This is a genomic window from Deinococcus radiodurans R1 = ATCC 13939 = DSM 20539, assembly GCF_000008565.1.
GTDB lineage: Bacteria > Deinococcota > Deinococci > Deinococcales > Deinococcaceae > Deinococcus > Deinococcus radiodurans.
In genome coordinates, this window is record NC_001263.1 from 500,252 (window position 1) to 515,851 (window position 15,600).

The 15,600-nt window shown below is 65.8% G+C and carries 12 protein-coding genes; 5 read left to right on the forward strand and 7 right to left on the reverse strand.

Going from position 1 to position 15,600, the window contains the following annotated elements; all coding sequences use genetic code 11:
* The first annotated feature begins 77 nt into the window (after positions 1 to 77).
* Together DR_RS02575 and DR_RS02580 are read left to right on the forward strand one after the other, a co-directional pair.
* Entirely contained in the window at positions 78 to 1,010 is a 933-nt protein-coding gene (locus DR_RS02575) for an NAD(P)-dependent oxidoreductase (protein WP_010887144.1), read from the forward strand.
* Positions 1,007 to 1,870 (forward strand): DegV family protein, encoded by an 864-nt coding sequence (locus tag DR_RS02580; RefSeq protein ID WP_010887145.1) that lies wholly within the window; start codon positions 1,007 to 1,009, stop codon positions 1,868 to 1,870. The genes DR_RS02575 and DR_RS02580 overlap by 4 nt, the downstream gene beginning before the upstream one ends.
* Positions 1,871 to 2,232: 362 nt before the next feature.
* Here DR_RS02580 and DR_RS02585 read toward each other — a convergent pair whose 3' ends face one another.
* Entirely contained in the window at positions 2,233 to 3,342 is a 1,110-nt protein-coding gene (locus tag DR_RS02585) for a quinone-dependent dihydroorotate dehydrogenase (protein WP_010887146.1), read from the reverse strand.
* A 77-nt stretch (positions 3,343 to 3,419) separates the two neighbouring features.
* On the opposite strand from DR_RS02585, the gene DR_RS02590 reads away from it, so the two are divergent.
* Positions 3,420 to 4,592, forward strand: a complete 1,173-nt coding sequence (locus DR_RS02590; RefSeq protein ID WP_034349482.1) for a serine-tRNA(Ala) deacylase AlaX — start codon at positions 3,420 to 3,422, stop codon at positions 4,590 to 4,592.
* On the opposite strand, the gene DR_RS02595 is transcribed toward DR_RS02590, so the two are convergent.
* Together DR_RS02595 and DR_RS02600 are read right to left on the reverse strand one after the other, a co-directional pair.
* Positions 4,589 to 5,731 (reverse strand): PQQ-binding-like beta-propeller repeat protein, encoded by a 1,143-nt coding sequence (locus DR_RS02595; RefSeq protein ID WP_027479545.1) that lies wholly within the window; start codon positions 5,729 to 5,731, stop codon positions 4,589 to 4,591. The genes DR_RS02590 and DR_RS02595 overlap by 4 nt on opposite strands.
* Before the next feature lie 48 nt (positions 5,732 to 5,779).
* Positions 5,780 to 6,541, reverse strand: a complete 762-nt coding sequence (locus tag DR_RS02600) for a class I SAM-dependent methyltransferase (RefSeq protein ID WP_027479544.1) — start codon at positions 6,539 to 6,541, stop codon at positions 5,780 to 5,782.
* A gap of 267 nt (positions 6,542 to 6,808) precedes the next feature.
* Here DR_RS02600 and DR_RS02605 point away from each other — a divergent pair, with 267 nt between their 5' ends.
* Complete coding sequence (locus DR_RS02605; protein ID WP_010887150.1) at positions 6,809 to 8,515, forward strand: bifunctional metallophosphatase/5'-nucleotidase; 1,707 nt, start codon at positions 6,809 to 6,811, stop codon at positions 8,513 to 8,515.
* Between the two features lie 236 nt (positions 8,516 to 8,751).
* Here the strand turns inward: DR_RS02605 and DR_RS02610 are convergent, their stop codons facing one another.
* From DR_RS02610 to DR_RS02625, 4 genes are all read right to left on the reverse strand, one after another.
* Entirely contained in the window at positions 8,752 to 9,228 is a 477-nt protein-coding gene (locus tag DR_RS02610; RefSeq protein WP_010887151.1) for a hypothetical protein, read from the reverse strand.
* A complete protein-coding gene (gene dnaE / locus DR_RS02615) occupies positions 9,225 to 13,232 on the reverse strand; it encodes a DNA polymerase III subunit alpha (RefSeq protein ID WP_010887152.1) in 4,008 nt (1,335 codons plus the stop codon). The genes DR_RS02610 and dnaE overlap by 4 nt, the downstream gene beginning before the upstream one ends.
* 79 nt (positions 13,233 to 13,311) lie before the next feature.
* On the reverse strand, positions 13,312 to 14,268 hold the full coding sequence (locus DR_RS02620) for a restriction endonuclease (protein ID WP_051618769.1): 957 nt from the start codon (positions 14,266 to 14,268) through the stop codon (positions 13,312 to 13,314).
* A gap of 28 nt (positions 14,269 to 14,296) precedes the next feature.
* Positions 14,297 to 14,905 carry a hypothetical protein gene (locus DR_RS02625; protein WP_010887154.1) on the reverse strand — a complete coding sequence of 203 codons (609 nt, stop codon included), beginning with the start codon at positions 14,903 to 14,905 and terminating at the stop codon, positions 14,297 to 14,299.
* A gap of 108 nt (positions 14,906 to 15,013) precedes the next feature.
* On the opposite strand from DR_RS02625, the gene DR_RS02630 reads away from it, so the two are divergent.
* The gene (locus DR_RS02630; RefSeq protein WP_010887155.1) at positions 15,014 to 15,595 is read left to right on the forward strand and encodes a PAS domain-containing protein; all 582 of its coding nucleotides are present in this window, start codon (positions 15,014 to 15,016) and stop codon (positions 15,593 to 15,595) included.
* The last annotated feature ends 5 nt before the right edge of the window (positions 15,596 to 15,600 follow it).

Below are 15,600 nucleotides of genomic sequence, written 5' to 3' on the forward strand. Positions count from 1 at the left end.
GGCGGGGGAGAAGGGCTGAACTTTTGACCGGGTTCAGCTTTTTTCCCCTGCCCAGTTTCAGGCACTAGCCTGGGAGCATGGGGACTTCTTCTGCCGCTTCCGCCGCTGAGCCGCGTGCCGGAAGCGGAATCACCACCGCCTTTCTCGGCCTTGGAGCGATGGGTTTTCCGATGGCCGCTCACCTCGCAGCGCAGGCGGCGAGCGGCGGGGGCCGCGCCCTCGTTTGGAACCGCACGGAGGCCAAAGCGCAGGACCACGCGGCGCGCGCTGGCAGCGAGGCCGTTTCGCTCGCCGACACCGCGCAGGCCGACGTGCTGTTTACCTGCCTGCCCACCAGCGCCGAAGTGGACGAAATCATCGCCGCGCTCAGCCCGCACCTGCGGCCCGGCACCGTGTGGGTGGACTGCACCAGCGGGCACCCCGACGCGGCCCGGCGCCAGCGTGAGACCCTCGACGCGCTCGGCGTGAAGTTTCTCGATGCCCCGGTCAGTGGAGGCACGAGCGGCGCCGAAGCCGGAACGCTGACCGTGATGCTCGGCGGCCCGGCGGATGAGATTGACGCCGCGTCCCCGCACCTCGCCTTCGCGGGCAAGGTCGTGCGGGTGGGCGAGACCGGCGCGGGCTTTGCGGTCAAGGCCGTGAACAACATGCTGCTCGCCGTCAACCTCTGGGCGGCGGGCGAAGGGCTGGCGGCGCTCGGGCGCAGCGGCGTGGACCTCGGCGCGGCGCTGAGTGTCATCAACGCGAGCAGTGGCCGCTCCAACGCCTCCGAGAACCTGATTCCGCAGCGCGTGCTGACCCGCGAGTTTCCGGTCACGTTCGCGCTCGGCCTGCTCGCCAAGGACACCGGCATCGCGCTCGACGTGGTGCAAAGCGCCAAAGCGAGTGCGCCCACACTGGCGCAGGTCGCGGGCCTCATCCGCGCCGCCGCGCACGTGGTCGGCCCGCAGGAAGACCACACCGCCGCCCTCAAGCTGCTCGAGCAGATGAACGCTCAGGAGATTCGATGACTGCCATGCCCAGTTTTGCTGTCGTGACCGATGGGGGCCTCGACGCCTACCCTACCCTTCTCAACGACGTGCCCGTCGCGCCTTTTTCCGTCGCGTTCGGTGAGCGCTCCTACCCCATGAACGAGGTGAGCCGGCAGTGGCTTTACGACGAACTCGGGCGCAACCCCGCGCACCCGACGAGTTCGCAGCCCTCGCCGCAGCAGTGGCTCGACGCCTACGCCGCCGTGCCGAGCGGCACCGACATTCTGGCCGTGACCATCAGCTCGGGCCTCAGCGGGAGCCGCAACGCCGCCGCACAGGCCCGTGACCTCGCGGGCCGGCAGGTCACGCTGCACGACTCCATGACCCTGAGCGCCGCGCAGGCGTTTCAGGTCCACGCGGCGAACGTGGCGGCGCAGCGGGGCGAAAGCATGGAGACGGCCATCGCCTGGATGAACGCCGTGCAGGCCGAAACCGAATTGCAGTTCACCATCGAAACGCTGGAATACCTGCGCCGGGGCGGACGCATCGGCACCGTCGCGGCGGCGCTGGGTGGGCTGCTCAACCTCAAGCCTGTGGTGATGGTGGACAAGAAAACCGGCACCTATGTCAACGCCGGGCGCGCCCGCAGCTACCGGGGCGGCATCGAGGCCGTGACCAGTCAGGTCACCCGCAAGTACGGCGAAGGCACCCCGCTGCGGGTGGGTCTGCTCTACGGCACGCACCCCGAAGATGCCGATCAGGCGCTGGAACAGCTCGCCGCACGCCACCCCATCGTCTGGTCGGACCGCACCGGCGTGAACCCGGTCCTGAGCGTCCACGTCGGTCCCCGCGCCCTGGGCGTGGCGGCGGCGCCTGGCGCGTGGCCCTGGGAGCGGTGATTTGCTGGGGATGGTGAGGGTTGAGGCTATAGCTTCTAGCCCCATCCCCCAGCCCCTTACCCCAAAGGGGCAAGGGGAGTTGACGTTGGCACTGGGCACATGGCTGTCATAGCGCTTGACGGGCGGCGTTCCTCAAGTGCTTGGGCTGGTCTGGACGCTCGTGATTTTTACCGACGCGAGGCCCGTGCGCCTTCAGCGCCCGACGGCCTTGGCGTTCTGCGTTTCTCGGTTATTTGTGCAGCAGTGAAAAGGGCCAAAGCTAAGGCGTCTTTTGACCCTCGCCCCTTGTGGGACTCGCAGAGCTGCTTGCAGACTTGAAAAGCTTCGCAGGAGAGGGGGCGTCCAGACCCACTTCTTTCCCCTTATCCCTGGCCCACCACGTCGGCTATGTTCCGCACGCCGTCGCGCTCCAGCAGTTTGACCAAACCGGCGTTGATCTCACGGACCAGGCCCGGCCCCCGGTAGATCAGCGCCGAGTAGACCTCCACCAAATCGGCCCCGGCGAGCAACTTGGCGTAGGCGTCCTCGGCACTGAATACGCCGCCGACGCCGACGATGGGCACCTGGCCCCGCGTCAGGCGGTAGGCGTCGCGCACGAGTTCGGTGGAGCGGTCAGTAAGAGGGCGCCCACTGAGCCCTCCGGCCTGCTCGCGGTTGGGGTGGGAAAGGCCGCCCCGGGACAGGGTGGTGTTGGAGATGATAAGGCCACTCGCGCCCGCGTCCAGCACCGCGCCCACGCTGGCCTCAAAGTCGGCGGGGTGCAGGTCGGGCGCCAGCTTGACCAGGACCGGCGGACGGCGCAGGGTGCGGACCCGGCCCGCTTCCACCTCATCCAGCACGGCGCGGACCAGCGCGGCGAGGTCGTCTGCTGCTTGCAGTGCCCGTAAGCCCGGTGTATTGGGACTGCTTACGTTGACCACGAAGGCGTCGGCCAAGTCCCCCAGGGCCCGTACGCATTTGCGGTAGTCCTCGGCGGCGTCTTCGTTGGGTGTCACCTTGTTTTTGCCGATGTTGACCCACACCGGCGCGGCCCGGTCGGTCAGCACCGCGAGCCGGGCGTGCATCGCCGCCGTGCCGCCGTTGTTGAAGCCCATGCGATTGATGAGTGCCTCGTCCTCGGGCAGCCGGAACAGCCGGGGCCGCTCGTTGCCGCTCTGCGCGAGGGGCGTGACCGTGCCGACCTCCACGAAGCCGAAGCCGAATGCCGTGAATGCCGGCACCGCCTGCGCGTTTTTATCCAGCCCCGCCGCGAGGCCCAGCGGCGACTCGAAAGTCTGCTCCGAGGGGGTCTGCCCCCACAGCGTGCGCCGCAGCGCCGCGTCGCCTGGCCCCTGTGTTCCCGGCACCGTCAGCGTCCGGGCCAGCCGGGGCAGCAGCGGCACCCCCGAAGCGAGTTCCAGCCCGCGCAGGGTGAGGTGGTGGGCGTCCTCGGCGTCCAGCCGGAACAGCAGCGGGCGAACAGTCTGGTACATCGGGACGTAGGGTAGCAGGGGTGGGGAAGGCCGCGCCGGGCTGCTTGCCAGGGGCCCGTTCCCCTATCCTGCCTCCCATGACCCGTCCCCTCTACCACGACCCCTACCAGCCGCTCACCTTCGCCGCGTCGGTGGTGGACGTACAGGGGCAAGAGGTGGCGCTGGCCGCGACTGCCTTTTACCCCGAAAGCGGCGGCCAGAGCAGCGATGTGGGACTCTTGCGCTGGCCGGGCAGTGAGGCTCGGGTGACACACGCCCGCAAGGACAAGGCGACGGGCACGGTGTGGCACCGGGTGGACGGCGAGTTGCCCCCCGTGGGTGCAGAGGTAACAGGCGAAGTGGACCCCGGCCCACGCTGGCGGCACACCCAGCGCCACAGCGCGGAGCATCTGCTGGCGCAGGCGTTCCGGCGAGTGAATCCTGCGTTCGAGGTCGCCTCGGTGAACATGACCGGCCCCGAATGCACCATCGATTTTCTGGGCGACCCGGGCGAGGCCGATATACGCGCCGCCGAAGCGCTGCTCCGCGAGACGTTGGGCCGCGACGAACTGACGTTGGAAACGCCCATCGTGCCCGAAGCCGAACTGGTGAACTATCCCCTGCGCCGCGAGAGCAAGGTGGGCGGGCAGGTGCGGCTGGTGATGTTCCGGGGCAGCGACGGTGACTTCTTCGACGTGAGCGCGTGCGGCGGCACCCACGTTCCCGGCGCCGCCATGTGCGCCCCGGTGGTCATCCTGCGAACCGAGCGGGTGCGCGGCGGTCAGGTCCGGGTGGTCTTTATGGCAGGTGAGGAAGCGAGCGAGTACCTCTCCGGCGTCTACCAGAGCGCCCGCACGCTGGCCCAGGAATTCAGCGCCCCGGTGGACAAACTGCCCGAGCGGGTGGCGGCTCTCCGCGCTGACCTGAGCGCCGCCCGCGCCGATGCCGACGCTCTACGCGCCCGCCTCGCGGCTCAGTTGGTGGCTGCGGCTTCTGCTGAAGGCACGCCGCCTCTGCGCTTGCTCACGCTGGACAACGCCGCGCTGCTTGCCCCAGTTCTGACCGCTGTGCCGGCAGGCGAGGTGCTGGCCGCCGTGGGGCCGGGGGGCCGCTGCGGCGTGGCGAGCGCCCACCCCGACGTGAAGGCGGGCGACGTTCTGCGCGCGGCACTGGCTGTTACTGGAGGCAAGGGCGGCGGCAAGCCCGATTTGGCGCAGGGGAGCACGGCGGATGAAGGGGGGTTCTTGGAGGCGGTGCGCCAGGTTCTTTAACGCAGCGGCTGGTAGGCGTGGACACCCGCCGCGCCCCAGTGCAGCACCTGACGGCCCGCCGGGTCATACGACAGCGGCGCCCCCAGGTTGTCGCTCAGGTTCTCCCGCCCCACCGCGAGCGCCTTGCCTGTCTCGGCGTCCAGCGCCCACAACCGCGAGTTTGAGGCGTACACCACCCCGTTCACGTCCAGCGGCGTCGTGTCGAAGGTGACATGGTTCGGCGCGTCGAACACCCAGGCGAGTTCCCCCGTCGCCGCGTGGTAAGCGAGGATGCACGTCCCACCCCAGGGACCGATGAACACCTTGTCGTCTGCAATGCTCATGCGGAAGGCGGTGTTCGCCTGCCCACCGGGGCAGACGTTGATGTCGGGGAACTTCTTCCAGGCTTTTTCGCCAGTATCCGCGTCGTAAGCCTGAAGTCCAGCGACGCCTGCCTGGGCAATGATCAGGTTCTTGTACAGACTCAAAGCGAAAGCACCTGTGTTCTGAAGAGTTTTAGGGGAAACATCTACAGCCCAGCGGGTCTCTCCCTGACTGTTGAGGGCGATAAGCTGGTGGGAAGTCTCGGCGCTTGTACTGACAAAGAGACGGTCTTCATCCCTGACGATCAAGCTCGCCAGACGGAAGCCGGGATAGTTGCGAACCCAGACGGGCTGAGCGTCTGGGCGCAGGAGGTCAGCGGTGCGGTAGCGGTAAAGCCGGGCACCAGAAACCACATAGAGGGAGCTGCCGGCGACGAAAGGACCGAGTTGGCCTAGACTTTGCCGGGTGCCCCCTGGAACAGCAACTGTGTTCAGGATCTGGCCGGAGCGGTCAAAGACGGTGAGGACGTCAGCGTTCTTGCCGTTCAGAGCGATGAGCTTGTCGTCCAGGGTGGCGTAATTGGTGCGGAGGTTCTCGGTGTCGAGGGGAAGCTTGAAGGCGAGCTGGTGGGTGCGGGTGTCAATCGCCGTGACCTGACGCCCGCCGAGCAGCAGGGTGCCGAGCAGGGTGGTGTAGCCGGTGACTTTGTGGTCGGGGAAGGACCATTGCAGGGTAAGGGCGGGAAGCTGGGCCAGGGCGTCCTCGCCCGGAGTGGGGGCATTCTGGGACGTGCAGGCGGTCAGGGCGAGACTCAGAAGCAGCAGATATCGGCGCATGGAAACCTCGGCAGAAAGCAGGCTGGAAAGAGGCCTCAAGCATAAGCCTCAGTTCCCGGTCTTCACCGCCAACGCCCGCAGCCGCCGGTAATCACTCACCCACGCCTCCCCGTCCCACAACCGGGGCCGCGCAAACTCGGCGGCTTCCCGAATCACGGCCTCCCGCTCCTCGGCCCCCAACGGTGCGAGCCACACCTGCCCGAAGCCCTCCAACCACGCCCGGAAGCCGTCTTCCCCCGGCAGGCGCGAGGGCCGCTCGAACCAGTGCAGCCGCTCGACCCGCATCCCGGCGGCTTCCAGCCCGGTGCACAGCTCGCCCGCCGTCGGAAACACCCACGGCGGCGGCAACTCGGGCAGCCCCAGCTTGTGCGTGGCGTGCGCCACCGCGTCCAGCGTGGTCTGCACGTTGCCCGCGCCGCCCATTTCCAGCACGAAGCGGCCTCCCGGTTTCAGCGCGGCGGCGACCCGTCCGAACACTGGGGGCAGCGGCTTCATCCAGTGCAGCGCGGCGTTGCTGAATACGGCTTCGAACTCGGAGCCAAAGGTGAGGGCGTGGGCGTCCTGCACCTCGAACGGCACGGCGGGAAAGCTGCTCTGCGCGGCGGCGATCATGGCGGGGCTGGCGTCCACGCCCACGACCTGCGCGCCGCTCTGAGCGATGCGGGCGGTCAGTTCACCACTGCCGCAGCCGAGGTCCAGAATCCGTTCGCCGGGCTGCGGGCGCAGCCACTCGGCGGCGAGGTCTTCGCTCGACTGAAAGACAAAAGCGTGGCGGTCACGGTACTGCTCGGCGTTCCAGGCATCGGTCATCAAAATTCCTCCACGTTTGGCTCTTCATGTTCGGCCAGACGAAAAATCCCCCCTCCACGCTGGGAAGGGGGCCGGTGCCGCGCCGGGAAACTCAGGCGGTGAGGTCCCCAGAACTAAGAAGGCGGGCGGCGAACATGGGGTCAGGGTAGCCCGCACCGCTGAGAAGACACTGGCAGATGTCTATTTGAGTGTCGTCTCCTGGGTATGGACGCCGGGAGACAGCGCCTGACCATCGGCTGAACTTCCAGACGTTACAATAAAGGTCAGATGAAGAAAAACCTGCTGCTGATCGGCGCGTCCCTGCTGCTGGGCGCCTGCTCCACGACCCCGGAACCGTCCAAGCCTGAACAGGAAAAGCCCGCCACGACGAAGGTCACGGTCGTCGGCCTCAACGACTTTCACGGCAACCTCGAACCCACCTCGTTCGCCGGGGTTATGGTGCCCGACCCCAAGGACCCGACCAAGCAGGTCAAGCTGACGACCGGCGGCATTGAAGTCATCGGCGGCTACCTCGACCAGGAGCGCGCCAAGAACGCCAACCTGACCTTCGTGGGCGCGGGCGACCTGATCGGCGCCTCGCCCGTGACGAGCAGCCTGCTGCGGGACGAGCCCAGCGTGATCGGCCTGAGCAAGCTCGGCATGCAGTACAGCAGCCTGGGCAACCACGAGTTCGACCAGGGCTACAAGGAACTGCTGCGGATGCAAAATGGCGGCTGCGACAGCAACGCGCCCGACAAGGCCTGCAAGTTCCAGAACCCCTACCCCCGCGCGACCTTTAGCTGGCTGGGCGCCAACGTGGAGGTCAAGGCGACTGGCAAGCCGGCCCTGCCGGCCTACGGGATTCAGGAGATTGGCGGCGCCAGAATCGCCTTTATCGGCGCGGTGACGAAGACCACCCCCACCATCGTCAGCCCCGACGGCGTGGCCGACCTCAAATTCCTCGATGAAGCCGAGTCCATCAACAAGTACGTGCCTGAGCTGAAAGCGAAGGGCGTAGACGCCATCATCGTGCTGATTCACGAGGGCGGCGTGTCCAAAGACGGCTTCGACAAGCCCGCCTGCGGCACCCTGACCGGCCCCATCGTGAACATCGTCAACAAGCTCGACCCCGCCGTGGACGCGGTCATCAGCGGGCACACCCACCAGGGCTACAACTGCGTGGTCAATGGGCGCACTGTGATTCAGGGCGACTACTACGGCCACCTGTTGCAGCGCCTCGACATGACCATTGACCTCCAAAAACACAAGGTCACCGACATCCGCGCCGCCAACGTGGTGATGGACCCGAACACCATCACCAAGAACGCCGAGATGACGGCGCTGGTGGGCCGCGCCAAGTCGCTGACCGACGCGGTCAAGCAGCGGGCCATCGGCTCCCTGGCGGCGCCGACCATCTCGCGCACGACCAACGCGGCGGGCGAAAGCGCACTGGGCGACTTGATTGCCGACTCGCAGCTCGCCGCCACCGCCGACCGGGGCGCCGTCATCGCCTTCATGAACCCCGGCGGCATCCGCGCCGACCTGAACGCGACGGGCGGCGGCACCACCGTGACCTTCGGGGACGCCTACGCCGTGCAGCCCTTCGGCAACACGCTGGTGGTCATGGACCTGACCGGCGCCCAGATCAAGGCGCTGCTCGAGCAGCAGTTCGACAACCCCTCGGCGGGCCAGAACCGCGTCTTGCAGGTCAGCAAGAACTTTACCTACAGCTACGACAGCACGGCGGCAGCGGGCAACCGGGTGGACCCGGCGAGCATCAAGTTGGGCGGCGTCACACTCGACCCCGCCAAGACCTACCGCGTGACCCTCAACTCCTTCCTCTCGACGGGGGGCGACAACTTCACCACCTTCGCCTCGGGCACCAACGTGCTGCAACTGCCCAACGTCAGCGACCTCGACGCCCTCACGGCCTACATCGTCGCTCACCCCGGCGTGGCGGGCGGCGCGCAGGACCGCATCGTCAAACTGAAGTAAGCCCTAACAAACGGGGCAGAGGCTGGCGAAGTTGTGCCGCAGCCTCTGCCCTGCTTTTGTTGTCTTTTGTCGAGGGTCAAGACCTAGCCACGCGTCTTGAACGGACACGGAACCAGTAGAGCTCTATTGTCTCTTCGACTTCCAGCCGTACGTCCAGGCGACAATTTCTGCGCCTCTGGTGAAGCCCTCGCGCGAGAGGAGGTGCTGAGGGGTCGCTTCGGTGCGGAGGTCGCCGCCTAACTGTTGAGCCATTTGCGTAACTCTCTTTCCAATGTCAGCAACGCTTTCTGCTTCTGTTCGTCGGTCAGCAAATAGGTCCCTGTAGCTTCATCCATAAGATGTTCAAGGCCGCGAACTTGTACATACTCATCAGAGATGTAAGGAATGTAGACGCCGAGCAGGCTTCTGGCCTGTTCCGTCAGGGAGAGTTCATCTATTTGACCTGCTTGATATTTCTCGCGCCAAAGAGCCTTCAGGAAGGGCAAAACCGTAGCTTCATCGCTTTGGCAGCTGAGCTGGCCCAGCGCGTCTATTCCGTCTCGCAAACGAGATTGGCTCAGGCTGACTTCTATCAGAGCCTCTGGACTTTGTGGCAATTGAAGAATCCAGGCATCTGCCGAGGCGACGACGTCCACCCACGTTAACAAGTCTTTGTGGAACGCTTCCAGTCGCTCTGCCGCTTCGTCATAAAGCTGCTGCAGCGTTTCGCTCACGCCCGCATCCCGCCCCCCTGCTGCCGGTTCATCCAGGCGGGCGGCTTGGGCGCAAACCGGCCCAGAATCGTCTGCTGGTCGTAGGCGAGGTGGGCGTCGGCCCAGGCGAAGGTCTGGTTCAGCGCCCGAATCGCCTCGGGGCTGCCCATGCCGTGGTCGAGCTGGTACACCACGAACTGCTCAGGGGTTTCCAGCCGCAGGTAGGTGGGCATACTGCCGGCGTACTCGTCCAGCACGCTCTGAAAGTCGCCCAGCGCGTCAGGGCTGGCCGTTTCGAGGTCGATGGTCACGTACATGACCTTGGGCACCTCGGACAGTTGCTCGATGCTCACGATTTCCTCGGCGATGGCGCGCAGGCCGCCGTCCTCGGCTTCCAGTTCCACGATGACCAGCGCGGGCGTGTCGTTGACCAGCTTGGGCTCAATCCGGTCATAGGCGCGCGAAAAGGCCACCAGTTCCATCTGCCCCGATTCGTCGGCCAGGATAAAACGGGCCATCATGCCGCCCGACTTGGTGGGCTTTTTGACCACGCCCTCGATCATGCCCGCCAGCACGGCTTTTTGCCGCTTGCCGGGAGCCACGTTTTGCAGCGCGAACCAGGCGTCAAGGTCGCTGACGCGGCAGCTCGCGGCTTCGCGCAGGCCCTCGTGCTGCTCCAGCGGGTGCCCGGAAATGTAGAGGCCCAGCGCCTCTTTCTCGATGGCGAGGCGTTCGAGATCGCTGTACGGCGCAATGCTGCTGCGCAGCGGGCGCTCCTTTTTGACTTCCTCCATCCCGAACATCATGCTCATGCCGCTCTGGGCGCGGGCGTTGATTTCGGCGGTGCCGGCGGCGTCCTCCAGGGCGTCCTCCAGACTCTCGATGAGCTGGTGCCGCTCTCCGAAGGCGTCGAAGGCCCCTGACTTGATCAGGCTTTCAAGCGCCTTGCGGTTGCACACCTTGTTGCCCAGGCGCGAGCAGAAGTCGGCCAGCGACTTGAATGCTCCGGCCTTCTCGCGCTCCTCCAGAATCCTGAGCACGGCGCTCTCGCCCAGCCCCTTGATAGCGTACAGCCCGAAAAGGATTTCCTCGCCGGCCACCGCGAAGTCGCTGCTCGAACGGTTGATGTCGGGCGGCAGCACGTGCAGGTCCATCTTGCGGGCGTCGCTGACGTACTCGGCCACCTTGTCGGAGTCGCGGCGCTCGACGGTCAGCAGCGCGGCCATGAACTGCACCGGATAATTGGCCTTGAGCCACGCGGTCTGGTAGGTGATGACCCCGTAGGCGGCGCTGTGTGACTTGTTAAAGCCGTAGTTCGCAAAGGCGTCCAGCATGTCGAACAGCTTGTTGCCCTCGTCCTCGGGCACGCCTTTTTCCTTGGCGCCCACCACGAACAGCTGGCGCTGCCGCTTCATTTCCTCGGCGTCTTTCTTGCCCATCGCGCGGCGCAGCAGGTCGGCCCCGCCCAGGCTGTAGCCGGCCACCTCGGACGCGATCTGCATGATCTGCTCCTGGTACACCGGAATGCCGTAGGTCTCCTGCAAAATCTTTTCCAGCCACTGCTTGCTGTTCGGAAAGCCGTCCTTGTCGTAGTCCACTTCCTCGATGCCGTGGTGGCGCCGGACGTAGGTGGGGATGTTTTCCATCGGGCCGGGGCGGTAAAGCGCCGAGAGCGCGATGATGTCGGCCAGGCGCCGGGGCTTGAGGCGGCGGCTCGCGTCGGCGATGCCCGCGCCCTCAAGCTGAAACACACCCTTGGTGTCGCCCCGGCTCATCAGCTCGTAGGTCTTTTCGTCGTCGAAGGGGATGTGGTCGAAGTCGCCGTATTTCTCCTCGAAATCGGTGCCGGACTCGCGCAGGATGCGTTTGGCTTCGTCGAGAAAGCTCAGCGTCCGCAGGCCGAGGAAGTCCATCTTGATCAGGCCGATGTCCTCGACCGACTTCATGTCGTACTGGCAGACCTGCCCCTCGCCGGAGGTGTCGCGCATGACCGGCACGAGGTTGGTCAGCTCCTCGCGGCCAATGACCACCCCCGCCGCGTGCACCGAGGCGTGACGGGTCAGGCCTTCAAGCTTCTGCGCGAACTCATAGGCTTCGAGCAACTGCGCGTCCTCGGCGAGCATCTGCTGAATGTCGGGCACCGCCTCGCGCGCCTGCTCCAGCGAGTAGCTTTTGCCGAACTTGATGGGGATGAGCTTGCTGACCTTGTCCACCTTGGCGTATTCCAGGCCCATCACGCGCGCCACGTCTTTCAGGCACGCCTTACTCGCCATCGTCCCGAAGGTGGCGATCTGGGCGACCTTGTCGGTGCCGTACTTTTCCTGCACGTAGCCGATGACCTCGGTGCGGCGGGCGTCGTTGAAGTCGATGTCGAAGTCGGGCATCGAGATGCGGTCGGGGTTCAGGAAGCGCTCGAACAGCAGCTCGAATTCCAGCGGGTCGAGGTTGGTGATGCGGATGGCGTAGGCGACGAGGCTGCCCGCGCCCGACCCACGCCCCGGCCCCACGCTGATGTCGTGGTCCTTGGCCCAATTGATGTAGTCGGCGACAATCAGGAAGTAGTCCGGAAAGCCCATGTTGTTGATCACCGACAGCTCGTACTCGGCGCGGCGCAGCAGCTTGAGCGCGTAGCGGTGGTGGCTCCGGGTGGTTTCCTCGTCGTCGGTATCCGGGTCGAGTTCAATGCTGGTGTCCGAGTCCTGCCGCCGGGCCGCGCGGCAATCGGCGTGGGCGTAAGCGGGCAGCGTACCACTCTCGCCGTCCTGCTCCATCTTTTCCAGCGCCGGGTAAGGCGTGTACTTCTCGCCCGCCTCCTTGCCGCGCGCTTCCCACTCGCTGCCCAGAAAGGCGAGCAGGGTGTAGAGCGTGTCGAGGTCGCAACTCGCGCTGTCGCAGCCGCCCGTGCGCTTCAGCACCCGCGCCGCGTCCGCCTCGCCCAGTTCCGCCAGCGAGCGGGCCGCGTAGTCGCGCAGCAGGCCCTCGGTCAGGTGCGCCGGGTAGCGCTTGACGGCCCCCGCGTAGGTCTGCACCCGCAGTTCCTCGGCCATGCTGCGGCCCTCGGGAATGGGCAGCTGCGGCATCTGGTACTGGCGCTTTTTGCCCACCGGCAGTTCCACGTTGCACAACTCGGCGATGTGGGCGGTGTTGTCGAAGGGTTCCTCGCCCCACTCGGAGACCGGCAGCGCCCGCTGCATTTCTTCGAGGTTCTTGACGTAGAACTCGTCGCAGGGAAACTTGAAACGGTTCTCGTCGGCCAGCGTCGCCTTGGTCTGAATGGCAAGCAGCGTCTCGTGCGCGGTGGCGTCGGACTTTTTGACGTAGTGGCCGTCGTTGGTCGCCACCATGCCGATGCCGAGTTCCTGCGCCCAGGCCTTCAGAATGGGGTTGTTCTTCTTCTGCTCGGGCAGGCCGTGGTCCTGAATCTCGATGAAGTAGTTGTCTCCGAACAGCTCGCGGTACCACAGCAGCCGCGCCCGCGCGTCGTCCTCGCGCCCCTGCATCAGCAGTTGCTGCACTTCACTGCCCAGGCAGCCGGAAAAGGCGATGATGCCTTTGTGATGCTCCTGCAGCAGCTCGTGGTCGATGCGGGGTTTGTAGTAGTAGCCCTCGGTGTAGCCGCGGCTGCTCAGGCGGCAGAGGTTCTGGTAGCCCTCGAAGTCGCGGGCGAGCAGCGTCAGGTGAAAGATGCCCTTTTCCCCGTCCTGAGCGCGGCTGCGGTCTCGCCGGGTGCCGAAGCCGGGCACCACATACGCCTCGTACCCGATGATCGGCTTGACCTCCATCCCCATCGCGTAGTTGTAGAAATGCACCGCCCCGTGCATGTTGCCGTGGTCGGTCATGGCAAGCGCCGGAGTCTGACCCTCGGGCGTGACTTCCTTGGCCCACTTCAGCAGGTCCTTGAGCTTGGCCGCGCCGTCGAGCAGGCTGTACTGCGTGTGCTGGTGCAGGTGTGCAAATTTTTTCGGCTGGCAGCAGGAGCCGTCCGGCAGGTGGATATGGGGAGTGGGGGCGTCGGACACAGTCACTTTTTCAGTGTAGGCCGGGGGCGCAAAAGGGACAGTGGCCCTCCTCCCTTGACGCCGGAAACCGCCCTGTCAGGCGAGCTTATTCAAAGAAATCTTCGTCAATTTCCAGCAGGGTCAGCGTTTGTTTGGGCTGCACCCCCACGCCGTAATTGAGCATCAGGGTGGTGAGCTGCACCCCATCAACGAGCACCAGCCGGTCCTGCGCTTCACCCTCGGCATAGGCCCTGGCATCGGGCGTGTAGCGGGAGGTCGTCATAAAGACGCCGCGCGTGGCCCGTTTGCCATACAACGCGCCCACGAATCCCTGCACTTCAGGGCGGCCCACCGGGTTTCCTGCTCCGTACCGTTTGGCCTGAATGTAGATGTTCTGGACGCCCAGCGGATCGAGTTTGATGATGCCGTCAATCCCGCCGTCTCCTGACCTTCCGGTGTGGCTTTCGATCAGCAGGGTCCTGAGTTCGCGTTCGTCGTTGCCGCCGTAGCCCATCGCGCGCAGGACCCGAATCACGGCGCGTTCGAAGAAGGCCGGAGAGCCTTCGCGCAATCGCCGCAACAGTTCAATCGCCAGATCATCGTTGAGCTTGTCCACCGCGCCGATGGCGACACTTTCGAGGTCCTGTTCCTCGACCAGCGCGGGCACTGAAGTCGCCTGGACCACGGCCCCGGCCCGGTCCCCCTGACGCTGGTTGCGCTCGGCCAGGTATTGCTGCCAGCGGGGCTGGGTTTCGAACTCTCTTTCGGTCAGGGTGTCGCCCACCGTCGGCAAAATCTGCCGCCCTGTGTCCGAAATCTGATAGATGCCGCGCTGGGGCTTGACCAGAAAGCCGGCCCGGTAGAGGTTGCTGCACGCCCAGGCGATCCGGTGGCGCACTTTGGATTCGCCGCTGGGGATGGTTTCGGCCAGGGCCTGAGGCGAAAGCTGCGCGAGCGCAGTCACCGCGTCTTTAATCTGGTTGACCTGCCGCGCCTGCCCGTCGCCCATGAATTTCAGCGTGAGAGCGTTGAATTCGTCAAAACTGGGCATGGTGTCGCGCATATTTTTTAAGTTTACGCTCTGTCTGGACTTACGGCTTTCGTCCCTTCCGCGCACCCAGCGCCTGTCCCAGCGACGCCCGCCGCATGATGGCCGCTCCCAGCTTGACCCGCTCGGGCCCCGGCAGGCCGCGCACCACCACGGCGACGGGCTGCCGCGCGGCGTCCAGCGTCTGCGCGGGCGTGTCCGGGCCGATGTCTACCAGATTCGACACCGCTTGCGTGGGCACGTCGCTCAGCACGATGGTGAGTTCGCCCCGCCGCTCGAACAGTCCTGCAAAGGCCCGGTACTGCCGCGAAACCGGCAGGGCGACGAGAACCACTGTGGCCGCCAGCCCCGGCAACAGCGTGAGCCACAGGGGCGCCCGCAGGAGATTCAGGACGATTAGCAGCAGAAAGAGGGCCGCCACCGCCATCCAGGGCCGCAGTGGACTGTAAGCGTTTTTGGCCGCGTCCTGCACCGCAGCCAGCTCGGCGGGCGTGGGCTGGGTGCTGGGGCCGCCGGGCATCACGCCCTGCACGGTGACGCCGCGCGCCGTGAGGCCGTAGAGTTCCAGGCCGTCAGCCCAGACTTTGCCGGCGGGGCCGCTGTAGAGCAGGGGGCCGCTGCGCGGCTCGGAAACAGTCGCCTTGCTGGTCATCGTTCACACCATACGCAACTGAAGAACGGGCTCATGAGTGAGAGTCTCCGCAGATAAAACGCCGTTCCTGACAGATCGCTGTGAGACGGGCTGTGGCAAGATGGCCCGGTGAAGTCGGGGAGCATCGAACTGCGCTGGGCTTATGTGGCCTTCGGGCTCCTGGCGGGCATCGACGTTCTGGCGGGCATTCGTATTCTGCGCCGGATGGTGTGGCACCTGGAGCCGTCGGCGCCGGACGCGCCGCTGTTCATCCTGCTGTTTTTGCTGCTGCACGTCGTGCTGCTGTGGCTTTTTCACCGGCTGCGTAACCTGGTGCGCTACGACCAGCGGCTACGGGCGATGTACGAGCAGGAACTGGGATTCGCCCAGCAGTTGCTCGACGCCAGCACCGAGGGCCTGCTGATGTTCGGTCCCGAGGGCACCATCACCTACGCCAACCGCCGCGCCGGGGAGGTGATGGGGTACGCCCCCGAAGCGCTGCTGGGGCAAAGAGCGCAGCTGCTGGTCACGCCCGAGGACCAGGCCGCCTTGCAGGAACAGTGGGTGCAGGTTTGGGCGCAGCCCCAACAGGTCTACCACCTGCGGGTCTACGACGCCCAGGGGCAGGTGCGCCGGGTGCAGGTCACCGCCAGCCCGCGCTGGCACCAGGGCCGGGTCGTGGGCAGTTTCGGCGTGGTCCACCCGGAATAGATACA